Genomic DNA, 13,960 nt, shown 5'->3' with positions numbered 1-13,960 from the left:
CTATCCCCGATCTGTAGGGGCATTGCACTGCAATGCCCCTACGCGGTACCGGTTACGAATCGGGGTTTTGTAGGTCGGATTTGGTATCAGGCCCATCTTCCCCATCCCGCACCTTGCGACCTACTCACTTACCTCTCCCCTACCCATGTCCACCCCCGAAATTCACTGGTACCCCGGCCATATCGCCAAGGCAGAAAAGGCCTTAGTCGATCAGCTCAACCGCGTGGATGTGGTGCTAGAGGTGCGAGATGCCCGCATTCCCCTATCGACCCGGCATCCTAAAGTTGATGTCTGGGTGGGCGACAAACCTCGAGTGCTGGTGATCAACCGGGTCGATATGATTTCGTCGGAGGCCCGCACCGCCTGGGAGACCTGGTTTCGGCAGCAGGGAGAAGTGCCTTACTTCACCGATGGGCAACAGGGAAAGGGGGTGAAGGCGATCGCCAAAGCCGCCCAAACAGCGGGTGATGCCGTCAACCAGCGCCGTCAGGCCCGAGGCATGAAACCCCGCCCCATTCGGGCCGTGGTGATTGGCTTCCCTAACGTAGGTAAGTCAGCGTTGATTAACCGCCTGCTGAACCGCAAGGTGGTGGCTAGCGCTCGCCGCGCCGGTATCACCCGCCAACTGCGGTGGATTCGTATCTCGGGTGATCTAGATCTGCTCGATGCTCCAGGGGTAATTCCATCCCGCATGGACGATCAAGACGCGGCCCTGAAGCTCTCTATCTGTGACGATATTGGCGAAGCCGCCTACGATACCCAACGCACAGCGGCAGCTTTTTTAGATGTGCTCAAAGGGTTACAGCAGACCAATGCGCCTGGTGACTACCAAGACATTTTGCAAGCCCGCTACGGCGTAGCCTTGGATGACTATACTGGCGAGAGCTTTGTAGCCCAGGTGGCGGCCCAAAAATTTCAGGACAATACTGAACGCACTGCTAAGCGCATTCTCAATGACTTTCGGACTGGAATGCTGGGTCAATGGGTGCTGGAGTGGCCTCCGGCGGGGGAAGCATAGCGTTTTTGGGTCGCCAAACAAAAATTGGGTTAGTCTTGTCCAAGGAAGGTCGTTTGGAGGTGTCCTATGGTACCGATTTCGCTGCTTGAGCAGGCTAAAGGTGGCGATGCCGCTGCGATCGCCATGCTCATGAACCAGGCTTTGCAGGCTAAGGGCATTGTAGTGCGCGGCGATCGCCAGGGAGATTGCCTACAGCTCTGGCTCACCGGCCAAACCCTCCCCCCTCAAACCGCCACCGTAAACTACGTGCGCCGGGGGCTAGACCGGTTGCAGCTAAGTCCTACCACCGTGCTGCACTTCTACGGCGAACAGGCCGATCGCCAAGAGCCAGGCTGGGGAGTGGAAATCGCCCTGGGGGCAGCGTCCGGTGAAGTTAGACCGTTAGTGCTAGAGAACGCTGCCCCAGATGCTGAGGCCGCCGCCCAGGCCCAGCCCTCGGAAGAGCCTGCCCCGGCTTCTCCCTCGGCATCACCTGAATTAACGCCGGGGACAATTCCCTACGCCTACGCTTTGTTGGGATTAGCGCCGAATGATCCGCTGAAATCGGTTGAGAGTGCTTATTTTAAGCTCAAAGCCCAAGCCTTGCGCGAAGGCGATCGCGCCCATGTAGAGCAGCTAAAGCAGGCCTTTTATCAACTCAAAGACTATATAGAACATCCTCCCGCCACCGAAGCCGCTTCTAGCTTGGTGGAAGCTCCTGTTTTGGCCTCCCAGGATGAGTCGCTCACAGCCCTAGAGCGAATTGCAGCGCTTTTGAAGGAACGAGGGGTTTCGGCTCAGGTCAGCCTTCAGGGTAGCCAACTCTCCATTGCCTGGCTGGCGGTGCGGGTGATTAACCCTGAAGAGGCGGCTAGCCAGGTTCAGTCTCTCCTAACCCAGGATATGTTGGCTTCTATGGGGCTGTACGATGTCAGCAGCCTTGCTTTCTTTGGGCTCAACCGTTCTCAAGACGTGGTGTGGCAGCAAACATCACCGCTGGTAAAACGTTAGGGTGACACCAGAGCAGCGGCAGATGCGATAGAAAGTGGGATTCTGCGACCTATGACCATGGCCTATAACAACAGTGGCCGAAGATAGACATCTTCGGCCACTGTTGCTAAATAAGGGAATAGCTCGGAGCGTTACCAGCGAGAAAATTCTCGGTTGCCGCCATCTCTGCCGCCGCCGCCGCCAAAGTTGCCGCGAGGACCGCCGCCGCCAGCCCGCTTTTCTTTGGGACGAGCTTTGTTGACCCGCAGTTCACGACCCATCCACTCAGCCCCATCGAGGGCTTCGATGGCCGCGTCTTCGTCAGCTTCTTTTTCCATCTCTACGAAAGCAAAACCGCGAGGACGCCCGGTTTCGCGATCGGTGGGTACCGTTACTCGGCTAACGGCTCCGTACTCGGAGAAGACTTCGGTGATGTCTCCTTCCGTAGCATTGTAGGCGAGGTTTCCTACATAAATCGACATGGCACAACTCCAAATCCAAATTAGACATGTGATGTAGACAAGTTCGATTCGGAGTGGTACACACCGATTACCCGAAAACTGAGATCAGACTGTGATTAACCAGCCTACCGAAAGCAAAACATGTTACCCGCCTACTTTAGCATAAGGTTTCTGAAGATTAATCGTTGTATAGCACTGTGACGGTGGTCGCTACAAGCCTTAGCCCTGGGGCAGTTCATAAGATTTGTAACACGGTTTTGGCCGCGATCGCTGAGGTCAATATCGGAGCGATGCTAGCGTCTGCCGTAGAAGGAAACTTCGACGTCAGCACACCATCCAGCCGCTAGATTTTCGTACAAAAAAACGCGCTCTACCCGGTAGTACACGCCATCTCTAAAAACGCAGTCACCAATGCGCGGAATAATGGGGTAGGTGGCGAACCACAGGGCATCTTTGAGGGGGGCCTTGGGGTTATTGCTGCTAGCCGCTAGATAAAACACCTGTACCTTGAAGCCCCGACCAGAACTGGCTGGGGTGGAGAGGGGGCCGTCTGTGGATTTACCGCTACTTTTGCCGGTTGGTTGTTTAGGGGCCACTGGTTTGGCAATTTGAGGGGTACGGTTGCTTATGTGGGCAGATGCCCCCGTAGTTTACCAAGAGTCAGGCGGTGAGTTGGGCCGGGGTTTTGAGGGAATGGTTGGCCCTCTGAAACCCGGCCCTTTGCTTGCCCCTGGGCTAGCGATTACCGCGGCGCTTGAGGGCGTCGACCATTTGTTGGCGTACGGCTCTCGCCCACTGATCAAACTCAACATCGGGGCGAATGTCTGGATCGAGGGTACTGCCGCGCCCTTGGGCGTTCCTATCCTGCGTCATGGTCATGTCCTTAATACAGCGGTTAGATAATTCTCCTTACCTATTTATTATTCCCCCACCGGATCGCTCTCAGCTACGCTTCAAGGTAGGGATCTCATAACCTGGCGCTGGTGCAGAACTCGACTAGGGCCAGGTCAACGGGGCGGCGATCGCCCTTTGACCCAGCCATTCCGCCAAAGAGAGTGTTAAAAGCGAGGCCACCTGGCCCGATTGACGGCAGAATGGCTCTATATAAAACCGCCGTTATGGTTGCTGCTCCTATGCGCCCAATTCGCACGTTTAACGTTACTCCGGCTCTGCCCCAGCGGCTAGAGGCGCTACGCACCCTGGCCTACAACCTCCACTGGGATTGGGATGTAGAGATGGTGGATTTGTTTAAACGACTAGACAGCGACCTGTGGGAGTCGAGCCGTTACAATCCGGTATTGATGCTGGGCACGATTAGCCAGGCGCGGCTGAATGAGATTGCCGAAGATGCTGGCTTTTTGGCCCAGATGGATCGCGCCGCCCAGCGGTTAGAGGATTATTTGCGCGATCGCGACTGGTATAAAAAGCACCGCAAAACCGCTGTTCCAGGGGAATGCTACGCCTACTTTTCAATGGAATTTGGCCTCACCACCTGCATGCCGGTGTACTCGGGTGGGCTGGGGGTGCTGGCGGGCGACCACCTCAAGTCGGCCAGTGACCTGGGCCTGCCCCTGGTGGCGGTGGGGCTGCTCTACCAAGAGGGCTACTTTGCCCAGTATCTAAATGCCGACGGTTGGCAGCAAGAACGCTACCCGATCAACGATTTCTACAATATGCCCCTGCACCTGGAGCGCGACAGCCAGGGCCATGAACTCAGAATTGAGGTGCAGTATCCCGATCGCATGGTCTACGCGCGGGTATGGCGGGTGCAGGTGGGCACGGTGCCGCTGTATTTGTTAGACACCAATATCGAACCCAACAGCCAGTACGACCAGGATATTTGCGATCGCCTCTACGGTGGCGATATCGACATGCGCATTCACCAGGAGATCATGCTGGGGATTGGCGGCATTCGCATGCTCAAGGCCCTGGGGCTGACGCCGACCGCCTACCACATGAATGAGGGCCACTCGGCCTTTATGGCCCTAGAGCGCATGCAGGTGCTGATGGATGAACATAGCCTGAGCTTTGCCGAGGCGCTGCAGGTGGCCCAAGCCAGCCAGATGTTTACCACCCACACCCCTGTACCGGCGGGTATCGACCTGTTTCCGCCGGAGAAGGTGTTGCACTATCTGGGCCACTACCGCGAGCGCTTTGGCTTGGGGGATGCCGAGTTTCTGGCCCTGGGCCGCACCGATACGGGCGACTTCTCTGCCCCTTTCAGCATGGCGGTGCTGGCGATTAAGACGGCTACGTTTATCAATGGGGTGAGCAAGCTCCATGCCGAGGTATCGCGAGATATGTTTGGCGAACTGTGGACTGGGTTGCCCCAGGGCGAGGTGCCGATCTACGCCATTACCAACGGCGTACATGCCCGCAGTTGTGTGGCCAAATCGACCCAGACGCTCTACGATCGCTACCTTGGCCCTAGCTGGGCTCAGGCTAGCCCCGACGCGGCGCTGTGGGAGCGGGTGCATGCCATCCCCGACGACGAGCTGTGGCGCAACCACGAGCAGTGTCGGTCGCACCTGGTGGTGACCGTGCGCGATCGCCTGGCCAAGAGTACGCGCGATCGCGGCGGCTCGGCCCGCGAACTCACCGAAGCTCAAGAATGCCTCGATCCCTTTGTGCTCACCATTGGTTTTGCGCGCCGGTTTGCCACCTACAAGCGGGCCACCCTCTTCTTGCACGATCTAGAGCGCATTCGCCAGATCATCAGCGGCAACGGCAGCGGTCGGCGGGTGCAGTTTGTGATTGCGGGCAAAGCCCACCCCAAAGACATTCCCGGCAAAGAACTAATTCGCAGCATCATCCACTTCACCCGCGATCAGGGCTTGAGCCGCTCGATTGTGTTTGTGCCCAACTACGACATTCACCTGTCGCGGGATATGGTGGCGGGCTGCGATGTGTGGCTCAACAACCCCCGCCGCCCCCGCGAAGCCTCTGGCACCAGCGGCATGAAGGCGGCGATGAACGGCTTGCCCAACCTCAGCGTGCTCGATGGCTGGTGGGATGAGGCCGACTACATTCGCACGGGCTGGCCCATTGGCCACGGCGAAGACTACGATGACCCCGACTACCAAGACGACGTGGAGGCCGATGCCCTCTACGACATTCTCGAAAAAGAGGTGGTGCCGCTGTTTTACGATCGCGACAAAGACGAAATTCCCCGGGGCTGGGTGGCCAAGATGAAGGAGGCGATCTACTTCAACACGCCCCAGTTCAACACCGCCCGCATGGTGAAAGACTACGCCAACCTGGGCTATTTTGCGGCCAGCGATCGCGCCCATACCCTAGTCTCCCAAGACTACGGCCCCGGCAAAGCACTGGCCGTCTGGCAGGCCCGACTCATCGACCACTGGTACGATGCACGGTTTGAAGAAGTGGCGATCTCCGAAACCGCTGATCTCCAGGTCAACCAACCCTTTAAAGTAACCGCTGCCCTGCGTCTGGGTGCCCTCACCCCCGATGATGTGCAGGTCGAGCTGTATCGGGGCACGGTCTCTGTCGATGGTGAAATTCATGCTGGAATGGCCCTGCCGATGGCTTACCAGGGGCAAGACGAGAGCGATCGCAGCATCTACGCCCTAGAGCTGGAGTACACCGCCAGTGGCTTGCAGGGGCTTTCCCTACGCATGTTGCCCAAGCACCCCTCCCTCAACAGCCCCTACGACCCCAAACTGGTGCTTTGGGCTGATCCCGACTCTGTGCGGATCGTCTCGCGGGTTGTATCACCTGCGATCGCTCACTAGCACTGGTTTACAGGTTGGTTATGGCCTCAGTTCAGGTTTCATCCCAAGGATCGCGCTACGGCCAAGCCGTGACTATCCGCCAGTTTCAGCTCGTTGCCGATGAGCCCACCCATCTGGGCGGCGACGACCAGGGGCCAACCCCCACCGAGCTGCTGTTGGCGGGGCTGGGCAGCTGTAAGGCGATCACTATCAAAATGTACGCCGAGCGCAAGGGCTGGCCGGTCGATCGCGTTCAGGTGACGGTGGCCTCGCAGACCGTTGAGCACCGAACGGCGATTGTGGCTCACCTTACCCTAGAGGGCAATCTGGCCGATGAGCAGCGCCAGCGGCTGCTCGACATTGGCGATCGCTGCCCGGTTCACCGCTTGCTCAGTGGCACGACCGACATTACAACGGTGTTAGTGCCAGCCAGCTCTGCCTACCGGGTGGTGAGCTGTAGCTTTCATGACGAGCTAGAGGCGTTGGCTACCCGTCGCCGCCCCTGCACCATCCACTACCGAACAGAAGCCGGGGCAGAGGTCACCGTTGAGGGCCAAATTGTTGATGTTTTCACGAGGGGCAGAGCCGAGTTTCTGCGGCTCAAAGATGGTACTGAGATCCGGCTCGATTGCTTAATTTCGGTAGACGGCCAGCCGATGCGGTACGCCAAAGACTAGCGATTTTGGGGCTAAGCCCTTTTGGGGGCTAGTCAAACACCGTTTGCCCCTACGCAAGCCACTGGTTTGGAATCGGGGTTATGGGATTCGGCTTGGGTATCAGTCCTCTATCTGGGGTGGGACGCGGTTAGCGGTCAAATTAAGTACTATGGGGAAGATATTTGTCGGCTGCTTAACACCAAATTTTGCCTGCTAACTCCTGATTTGGCAGGGTGCATGCTACGCGCCCCTCCGAGTTGGCCTTTTGAAAGATGGGGTTTGGGAATTTGGTTGTTTTATAGCCGTAGTCAGTCCGGTTAAGACATTTCTCCTAAGAACGTTCGAACGTTTCTAGGGTTTCTGGATGTCCTAACCCAAGTGACTATGGCTATAACTGTGCTTTCCTTAAGCCGAAACAGCGATTCTGTCGGGCACGCGATGCCTCTGCACTCGGGTAGGCTATAGAGAAAACGCTAGCTTTAAAGAACTTTGGCTTTAGATAGCTCTGGCCAGACTAGGCCCAGATTTTATAACTGATTCCATGACCCACGTAGATCAGCAATCCGATTCAAAATCTTTGGGGGCAGGCCGATCGGGGCAGGTCTTTCTAATCGAGATCGACAATCAACCGGTGGCCCGCAAGGTATTTTCCGGGGATACGTTGGCGGCGGCTGTTCACTACGTTTTGTTTGGTGCCGACAATCCCTACATTTGGAATGAAGATGTCCTTCAATGTGCCTATTATCGCCGCAAAATTTTAGAGCGCTTGGTGGAGTATTGGTTTGGAGAAAAGCTGAAAATTGCCAATGCAATCGGGGCTGAGCGCAACCGGGAACTGCGCCAGAATCAACTGGATGCAGCCTTTATCCCTGGGCGTAGCCCCGCCCTGCGTCATTCCCTAGATGTGGAGCGCAGTCGAGAGGTGAAAGAACTCACCGACAAAATTATGAAACCGCTCCAGCAGCGGTTAGTAGAGGCCGGGCTAGACGGGCTGGTGTGGCAAGCCGGTAAGGGAAACCCCGTAGCGTTGAATAACTTTTTAATTGTCGATGGCGATACCGGCGATCGCACCGTTGTCTGGATTGATATGGAATCGGGTGTTCCTGCCCTGTTTCCCTTAAATGTGCTGACTCTGTTTACCTTTTATTTGCCTAAATGTATTCAATACCGCACTTTTCTATTTGATGATACCGACATTAAAACTCTGTCGTGCTACGTCCATGGCCATGGTCCTGAGATGGAAAAGACCTTTGGTGCTGAAGCTTATCAGCAGCTTTGGAATGATATCAAGGCGCTGGGCTACCATCAGCAGCAGTGGCGATCGCTCAATCGCTTGCAGCGAGGTGTTTTCGCTCAAGTTCAGCAGGGAAAAATTAGTTCCTCGGCGGCAGATCGGTATCTGAAGCATCCTGTACTTTGGTTTTTTCACATTATCAAGCAGCTCATTGTCAAAGGCAGCCAAAAGCTGCTGGATGTGCCCCGAGCTATACTTAAAAAAATCCTTAAAATTCCCTATTTAAGGTTAGCTCGCAATCTATTTAAGCTAATTTTCTCAAGACGGTATCGCACCCAAATCGCCCACAATTATGTCACTGATCGCATTGAGGCTTGGCGCGATCGCCAACAGCTAACTGCCGAAGAATGTGAACTTTTGTTCACTCGCCTAGATCAAGAGAGTGGTACTGATTACCTCAGTGATTTTGGTGTTCACTTGGGGATGAAGGTCTTCGTCAAGATCGTGGAGTATGGAATATTTCCGCTGATCTATCTGGCAGGGTACATTGACGAATTGACCTTGGGGCTAGTTATTCTACTGGGTGGGGCTGTTTCTAGAACCGTCTACACAAGCTTTCGAATGGTTCAAGCTACTGCCAAGGGCAAAGAAATTCCTTGGCTGGCGTTTTTTGTTGGCATGATTCCCTTAATGATAGGCAATATTGCTTATCCTTGCCAAATGCTGTACTCCGCCACCGGCAAACGGGGCAAGGTGGCAGGCTTTATTGTGTATGACATCTTTACTCGCATTGGCGGATGGATACCCATTTGGGGCGGCGAAGATACGCTTACCGAACATTACTTTAACCACAGCGCCAGCAACCTATTGCGCTTCATTGCTCGCTTGCAGCGGGCAAATGCCTGATACCAAATCGGGGGCAATTAGCGACAAAGCTGCTCGGGCAGGCGCTGCATGGTGCGCTCAAACACCGCCGCATCGTCTAACGCCCGCGCCATAACCAGCGCTCCCTGAATGGCCACTAATGCTTCTTCACTGCGCGCCTGGGCCATGGTTCCCTCCATACCTCCTGCAGTGAGAACGGCGGCGATCGCCCCCATCCACCGCTCTAGCATCCCTTTCACCTGGGGCTGAAAGACGTCTTTGGCCGAACCCAGCATCAGCGCCGCTAGCATGCAGGGTTTTTCGCCGTGGCTATAGGCGGTACTGATGCGATCGCCCATGCGCGTCAGCCGAGCCAGCGCATCTCCTTCGCCCTCTAAAGCATCCAGTGATGTTTCCTGTAGCCATTGATCTAGCGTGGTGAGCACCGTTTCGACCATGTCGTCTTTGCCGCCGGGGAAGTGGTGGTAGAGACTGGCCTTACCCAAACCCGTTGCCCGGGCAATTTTTGATAGGCTTACCCCGTCGTAGCCGTACTGCCGAAACAAGTCGAGCAGGGGCGGCACGTAGGTTTGCTTAGCCACAGTTGGCTTAGGCATTACCGCGCGTCTCCAAGAAAATAGTTTCGCCTGTTGACATTATACCGAACGATCAGTACAATAGCTGTGTACCGAACGTTCGGTACTTTCTGCGGAGGTGTGTTCTGATGTCTCATGATTTATCCTCTCAAGCTGACTTGCCCTTAGCCCCTCAGGATTGGAGCACTTGGCAAGCGTTTAAGGCGAGCCAGCAGGAAATCGTATTGCCGGCTGGTGCCGTCGCCCATATTCCCGTCACCATTCGGTATGTGGATGTAGGCATGGCCCGATGCGGCACTATTTTGTTGATGCACGGTATTCCCACCTGGGGCTATCTCTACCACCGGGTCATACCGCCCCTGGTTGCGGCTGGCTATCGGGTGTTGGCCCCAGACTTGCTCGGCCACGGCTGGTCCGATCGCCGCGATCGCTTTGATCGATCGTTTCAGACCCAGGCGCACATGATTGTGGCCTTGCTGTCGGCCCTGGGCCTAGGGCGGGTCGAGGTGGTAGGCCACGACACGGGCGGGGCGGTGGCGCTGATTTTGGCGATTGAGCATCCCCAGGTGGTGAACCGTCTGGTTGTTACTAACTCAGTCTGCTACGACCGCTTTGATGACGACATGCTCGACTTTGGCCATCCGCTGCGGTGGCAGCCTCGCTCGGTGGCCGATCTGGTGCAAGCCCTAGAAGACAGCCTGGCGGCAGGGCTCTCTAACCCCCAGCGGCTCACCCCAGAGTTTCGCTCTGGCATGATCGCCCCCTGGGCCAGCGAGGAAGGCAAGTTAAGCCTGCTGCGCAATGCGTCGGCCCTCAACGCTAACCAGACTATGGCGTTGGTTGACCGCCATGGTGCGATCGCCGCCCCCACCCTAGTGCTGTGGGGCATGGATGACCCCTGGCAAAAAGCAGCGGATGGCCAACAGCTAGCCCGCGAAATTCCTGGTGCCCAATTTCAGCCAATAGCAGGTGCATCTCACTGGATACAGCAAGATGCCCCAGACCAGTTTTCAACGGCGCTACTCGATTTTTTTGCCCAGACTTAGGCCTTAGCCAGCCTTGTTCATGAACCTGTAATCCACTAGCCCATCATGGCTCTCGAATGGATTCCCGTTTCAGAGCAATGACAGGCGATCTGCCCGTCATTGCCATGAATTGGCAAATTCGAGATGCACCCCAGTTCCTTTGACTAACCCTTTAACCAAGTGAGACGCAAACCATGATTCAGCTCTACGGTCACGAACTTTCGGGCAACAGCTACAAGGTGCGTCTTTTTCTAGAGCTGTTGGGCCTCGACTACGAATGGGTCAAGGTTGACCTGATGCAGGGGGCTCACAAAGCTCCCGATTTTCTCGCCCTCAACCCCTTTGGCCAGGTGCCCTTGCTGGTGGATGGCGACATTGTCTTGGCCGATGCCCAGGCTATTTTGGTTTACCTGGCGCGTCAGTATGGCGGTGATGCCTGGCTGCCCACCGAGGCTCTGCCGCTGGCGCAGGTGGTGCGCTGGCTCTCGACGGCCGCTGGCGAAGTGCGCCAGGGGCCTGAAGCAGCAAGGCTTTACCATCTGTTTAAGATGGGTGACATCAATATTGAGCGATCGCACCACAAGGCCGCTCACATTCTTACCAGTCTCGACCAACACCTGAGTCGCCAAGCGTGGCTAGAGTTTGACCGCCCCACCATCGCCGATGTGGCGGTGTTTCCCTACGTGGCTCTAGCCCGCGACGGCAACCTAGATCTCGATGCCTACCCCCATCTGCTGGCCTGGATTGAGCGGATTAAGCAGCTCCCGGGGTTTATCTCGATGGCAGGGCTGTAACCACCATGGCAAATTCTGGTTGGTCTCACGCTGAATCGCCTTTTCATGCCGGAGAACGGGCGATTCAGACGCGGCTGGGGGTGCGCGATCGCCTTGAACGTCAGGGACGGCAGATTATTCGCGATTACCTGCCTGATCAGCACCGTGAGTTTTTTGCCCAGTTGGCCTACGTGTTGGTCGGCACAGTCGATCGGCGTGGCCAACCCTGGGCTTCTATCTTGGTCGGAAAACCGGGGTTTATTCATACTCCCGATGCGCGCACCCTGCATCTGGCGGCGCAGCCCCTGGTGGGTGACCCGTTGGCCCAGACCCTAGCCGAAGGGAACGACATTGGCCTGCTGGGCATTGAGCTGCACACCCGCCGCCGCAACCGCATCAATGGCACCCTGACAGCGGTGAGTTCTGAGGGGATGACCGTAGCGGTAGGGCAGAGCTTTGGCAACTGTCCTCAATATATTCAGATGCGGCGGTTTGAGCCGCGATCGACGGGTGCGGCGATCGCGACCTCTGTGCGATCGCTAACCGCTCTAACCGATGTAGAACGGGCGATGATCGCGGCGGCTGATACCTTTTTTATTGCCACTGCCTATCAGGCAGCAACGATCGCTAGCGGCGTCGATGTATCCCATCGGGGTGGGCAGCCAGGTTTTGTGCGTATTGATAGCTCCCAAACGCTGATGATCCCCGACTTTTCGGGCAATTTACACTTCAACACTTTTGGCAACTTAGAGCTTAACCCCCGTGCCGGGCTGATATTCATTGATTTTGAGCGGGGCAACCTGCTCTACCTCACCGGCACTGCCAAGGTGATTTGGCAGGGGGATGACGTTGCCGCTTACCCCGGTGCAGAGCGCCTGTTGCGCTTTTACTTATCTGAGGGATTGTTGGTCACTGGCAGCTTGCCCCTCGGCTGGTCACCCCCCGAGTCACCCTACTGGCGTGACACAGGACCCTGGTGATGGGCTGGGTTGCGTCGGCTGAATCTGGTGCTGCTGCTGCGGCACCTCGCTAGCAATCGAGCGCTCATCACCCTAGGGTGCTAATGCTAAAGCTGCGATCGCTTAATTAATGGGCGGAGCGAGACTCGAACTCGCACAACCGAAGTCGCCACATTTTGAGTGTGGTGCGTCTACCAATTCCGCCATCCGCCCTTGGATGCAGCTCCATTATACTCAACTGGTGGCCGTTTAACTAGATCATAATAGTCTTGAGTGCTTGCCCAGCGATCGATTTCTCTAGCCCGCAGTACGGGGACCGGGTGAGTCAGCCCCTGGGTGCGAATTTGCTTGAGGGCATCGCCGAGGGCATCGCCGCTGAGATGATCGTAGGCACGGGCCTGCTCAATAAAGGCATCGACATTGAGTTGGTTGACCAACGATGGAGAACCGCCGCAGAGTTTCATCAGCAGTGAGGCCACGGTGCGGGGGTCTTGGGCCACCAGCAGAGCAGCGCGATCGCAGGTAAACTCGGCACAGCGCACCCACTCCATTAGCTGGTTTTGCAGATTTTGGGCCAGCACTTCGCCTAGGGGCAACTGGCTAGCCGCCATCGTAATGAGGTTGGCCAGGGTGAGATAGACGCTGTGCTCACACTTGAGATGGCCCAGCTCGTGGGCGATGACTGCCTGGGTTTCGGCGGGGGTGAGCAGTTCGATCAGCGCCGTGTGGATGACGATGAAGGGCTGCTCGCCGCGCATGGCAAAGGTGTAGGCGTTGGGCACCGGGTTTTGGCGCACGTAGAGCTGCGGCACCTCAAGATCGAGAATGCGGCAGGCCTCGACCAGCGACTGGTGTAGATCGGGCAGCTGGCGATCGCTCACCTGCACACTAGAGGCCAAATGGTCGAGGTGAAAGAACCGTTCTGCCAGGGGGGCAAGGGCCATGCGCACCATCATATCTAGCCCCGGTAGCTGCTTGAGGGCGCGGGTCGCTTCTAGGTCGAGGGGATGGCGAAACTGGTCGGCTCGCAGCCCGATCAGGAGAGTTTTACCAGTCATAATTCAGGGACTAGAGAGGCTAGTGAGTGTCTTCTATCCTAGCTTGGGTAAACGGGCTCCGCCGCTGCTTAGGTTTTCCCTGGCCCCAATGTTCGGTAAGATACGCCCCTAGCCCTGGTCGTTTGCCCCCGGTCGTTTGCCCCAAGGAACCGCCATGACAATTCAAGAATTTGGCCTGCTGTTAGTGGCGGTGGCAGCCAGTGCCTTTGGTCAGCTATTTCTAAAACTAGGCGCTTTGCAGCTCGGTCAGGTGACCAGTGCCAATGCCCTGAGCCTAATTGTGAGCATGGCTACTACGCCAACGCTGATTGTCGGGCTCTTGGCCTATGGCCTGGGGGCAATTGTCTATATTCTGCTGCTGACGCGGGTGAATCTGAGCGTGGCTGCGCCCTCAGCGTCGTTGATATACGTGGCCTCGGTCATAATTGGGGTATTCGTTTTTAAAGAAGATCTGTCCCTCGCTCGCCTGGTGGGGATGGGGCTGATTATGGCTGGGGTGGTGCTAGTGGCGGCTCGGTAGCGCCCAGAAAATTGCCCTGGTGGGTAGGCGGCGGTGATAGTGGCTAGACAGTCCATCCCGGCTGGTGAGTTTGTCTCTGCCCCAGGCTCCGCGATT

Annotated in this window: 14 protein-coding genes and 1 tRNA gene; 9 read left to right on the top strand and 6 right to left on the bottom strand. The window is 56.6% G+C overall.

Annotation, left to right across the window (positions count from 1 at the left end):
- The first annotated feature begins 145 nt into the window (after nucleotides 1-145).
- Together ylqF and RRF56_RS11450 are read left to right on the top strand one after the other, a co-directional pair.
- The gene (ylqF, locus tag RRF56_RS11455) at nucleotides 146-1,018 is read left to right on the top strand and encodes a ribosome biogenesis GTPase YlqF (RefSeq protein WP_317037775.1); all 873 of its coding nucleotides are present in this window, start codon (nucleotides 146-148) and stop codon (nucleotides 1,016-1,018) included.
- Nucleotides 1,019-1,084: 66 nt separating this feature from the next.
- A complete protein-coding gene (locus tag RRF56_RS11450; RefSeq protein WP_317037774.1) occupies nucleotides 1,085-2,008 on the top strand; it encodes a hypothetical protein in 924 nt (307 codons plus the stop codon).
- 131 nt (nucleotides 2,009-2,139) lie between these two features.
- On the opposite strand, the gene RRF56_RS11445 is transcribed toward RRF56_RS11450, so the two are convergent.
- The 3 genes from RRF56_RS11445 to RRF56_RS11435 all read right to left on the bottom strand — a co-directional run bounded on the left by RRF56_RS11445 (nucleotide 2,140) and on the right by RRF56_RS11435 (nucleotide 3,321).
- Complete coding sequence (locus RRF56_RS11445) at nucleotides 2,140-2,469, bottom strand: RNA recognition motif domain-containing protein (RefSeq protein ID WP_106871268.1); 330 nt, start codon at nucleotides 2,467-2,469, stop codon at nucleotides 2,140-2,142.
- A gap of 272 nt (nucleotides 2,470-2,741) precedes the next feature.
- Nucleotides 2,742-3,044: a hypothetical protein gene (locus RRF56_RS11440; RefSeq protein ID WP_317037773.1), complete on the bottom strand. Its 303-nt coding sequence runs from the start codon at nucleotides 3,042-3,044 to the stop codon at nucleotides 2,742-2,744.
- Between the two features lie 139 nt (nucleotides 3,045-3,183).
- Complete coding sequence (locus tag RRF56_RS11435) at nucleotides 3,184-3,321, bottom strand: hypothetical protein (protein ID WP_317037772.1); 138 nt, start codon at nucleotides 3,319-3,321, stop codon at nucleotides 3,184-3,186.
- 260 nt (nucleotides 3,322-3,581) lie between these two features.
- Here RRF56_RS11435 and glgP point away from each other — a divergent pair, with 260 nt between their 5' ends.
- From glgP to RRF56_RS11420, 3 genes are all read left to right on the top strand, one after another.
- A complete protein-coding gene (glgP, locus tag RRF56_RS11430; protein WP_410510594.1) occupies nucleotides 3,582-6,200 on the top strand; it encodes an alpha-glucan family phosphorylase in 2,619 nt (872 codons plus the stop codon).
- A gap of 20 nt (nucleotides 6,201-6,220) precedes the next feature.
- Nucleotides 6,221-6,856 carry an OsmC family protein gene (locus RRF56_RS11425; RefSeq protein ID WP_317037770.1) on the top strand — a complete coding sequence of 212 codons (636 nt, stop codon included), beginning with the start codon at nucleotides 6,221-6,223 and terminating at the stop codon, nucleotides 6,854-6,856.
- A 520-nt stretch (nucleotides 6,857-7,376) separates the two neighbouring features.
- Nucleotides 7,377-8,975, top strand: a complete 1,599-nt coding sequence (locus tag RRF56_RS11420) for a hypothetical protein (RefSeq protein WP_317037769.1) — start codon at nucleotides 7,377-7,379, stop codon at nucleotides 8,973-8,975.
- A 17-nt stretch (nucleotides 8,976-8,992) separates the two neighbouring features.
- Here RRF56_RS11420 and RRF56_RS11415 read toward each other — a convergent pair whose 3' ends face one another.
- Entirely contained in the window at nucleotides 8,993-9,550 is a 558-nt protein-coding gene (locus RRF56_RS11415) for a TetR/AcrR family transcriptional regulator (RefSeq protein WP_317037768.1), read from the bottom strand.
- Nucleotides 9,551-9,657: 107 nt separating this feature from the next.
- Here RRF56_RS11415 and RRF56_RS11410 point away from each other — a divergent pair, with 107 nt between their 5' ends.
- From RRF56_RS11410 to RRF56_RS11400, 3 genes are all read left to right on the top strand, one after another.
- Nucleotides 9,658-10,575 carry an alpha/beta fold hydrolase gene (locus RRF56_RS11410; protein ID WP_317037767.1) on the top strand — a complete coding sequence of 306 codons (918 nt, stop codon included), beginning with the start codon at nucleotides 9,658-9,660 and terminating at the stop codon, nucleotides 10,573-10,575.
- 173 nt (nucleotides 10,576-10,748) lie between these two features.
- Nucleotides 10,749-11,348 (top strand): glutathione S-transferase family protein, encoded by a 600-nt coding sequence (locus RRF56_RS11405; protein WP_317037766.1) that lies wholly within the window; start codon nucleotides 10,749-10,751, stop codon nucleotides 11,346-11,348.
- A 5-nt stretch (nucleotides 11,349-11,353) separates the two neighbouring features.
- Nucleotides 11,354-12,307 carry a pyridoxamine 5'-phosphate oxidase family protein gene (locus tag RRF56_RS11400; RefSeq protein WP_317037765.1) on the top strand — a complete coding sequence of 318 codons (954 nt, stop codon included), beginning with the start codon at nucleotides 11,354-11,356 and terminating at the stop codon, nucleotides 12,305-12,307.
- A 110-nt stretch (nucleotides 12,308-12,417) separates the two neighbouring features.
- Here RRF56_RS11400 and RRF56_RS11395 read toward each other — a convergent pair.
- Both RRF56_RS11395 and RRF56_RS11390 read right to left on the bottom strand, forming a co-directional pair.
- Nucleotides 12,418-12,499: transfer RNA gene (locus tag RRF56_RS11395), tRNA-Leu, on the bottom strand.
- Complete coding sequence (locus RRF56_RS11390) at nucleotides 12,478-13,344, bottom strand: M48 family metallopeptidase (RefSeq protein WP_317037764.1); 867 nt, start codon at nucleotides 13,342-13,344, stop codon at nucleotides 12,478-12,480. Before RRF56_RS11390 ends, RRF56_RS11395 begins: the two co-directional genes overlap by 22 nt.
- Before the next feature lie 154 nt (nucleotides 13,345-13,498).
- Here RRF56_RS11390 and RRF56_RS11385 point away from each other — a divergent pair, with 154 nt between their 5' ends.
- Entirely contained in the window at nucleotides 13,499-13,864 is a 366-nt protein-coding gene (locus RRF56_RS11385; protein ID WP_317037763.1) for an EamA family transporter, read from the top strand.
- Nucleotides 13,865-13,960: the final 96 nt, after the last annotated feature.

This window comes from Nodosilinea sp. E11 (genome assembly GCF_032813545.1).
GTDB lineage: Bacteria > Cyanobacteriota > Cyanobacteriia > Phormidesmidales > Phormidesmidaceae > Nodosilinea.
This window is presented reverse-complemented; position numbering and strand designations above follow the sequence as displayed.

Coding starts and splice junctions, on each gene's coding strand:
- RRF56_RS11385 (WP_317037763.1), top strand. CDS start 13,499: ATGACAATTCAAGAATTTGGCCTGCTGTTAGTGGCGGTGGCAGCCAGT.
- RRF56_RS11420 (WP_317037769.1), top strand. CDS start 7,377: ATGACCCACGTAGATCAGCAATCCGATTCAAAATCTTTGGGGGCAGGC.
- RRF56_RS11445 (WP_106871268.1), bottom strand. CDS start 2,469: ATGTCGATTTATGTAGGAAACCTCGCCTACAATGCTACGGAAGGAGAC.
- RRF56_RS11410 (WP_317037767.1), top strand. CDS start 9,658: ATGTCTCATGATTTATCCTCTCAAGCTGACTTGCCCTTAGCCCCTCAG.
- RRF56_RS11435 (WP_317037772.1), bottom strand. CDS start 3,321: ATGACGCAGGATAGGAACGCCCAAGGGCGCGGCAGTACCCTCGATCCA.
- RRF56_RS11400 (WP_317037765.1), top strand. CDS start 11,354: ATGGCAAATTCTGGTTGGTCTCACGCTGAATCGCCTTTTCATGCCGGA.
- ylqF (WP_317037775.1), top strand. CDS start 146: ATGTCCACCCCCGAAATTCACTGGTACCCCGGCCATATCGCCAAGGCA.
- RRF56_RS11450 (WP_317037774.1), top strand. CDS start 1,085: ATGGTACCGATTTCGCTGCTTGAGCAGGCTAAAGGTGGCGATGCCGCT.
- RRF56_RS11415 (WP_317037768.1), bottom strand. CDS start 9,550: ATGCCTAAGCCAACTGTGGCTAAGCAAACCTACGTGCCGCCCCTGCTC.
- RRF56_RS11405 (WP_317037766.1), top strand. CDS start 10,749: ATGATTCAGCTCTACGGTCACGAACTTTCGGGCAACAGCTACAAGGTG.
- glgP (WP_410510594.1), top strand. CDS start 3,582: ATGCGCCCAATTCGCACGTTTAACGTTACTCCGGCTCTGCCCCAGCGG.
- RRF56_RS11425 (WP_317037770.1), top strand. CDS start 6,221: ATGGCCTCAGTTCAGGTTTCATCCCAAGGATCGCGCTACGGCCAAGCC.
- RRF56_RS11390 (WP_317037764.1), bottom strand. CDS start 13,344: ATGACTGGTAAAACTCTCCTGATCGGGCTGCGAGCCGACCAGTTTCGC.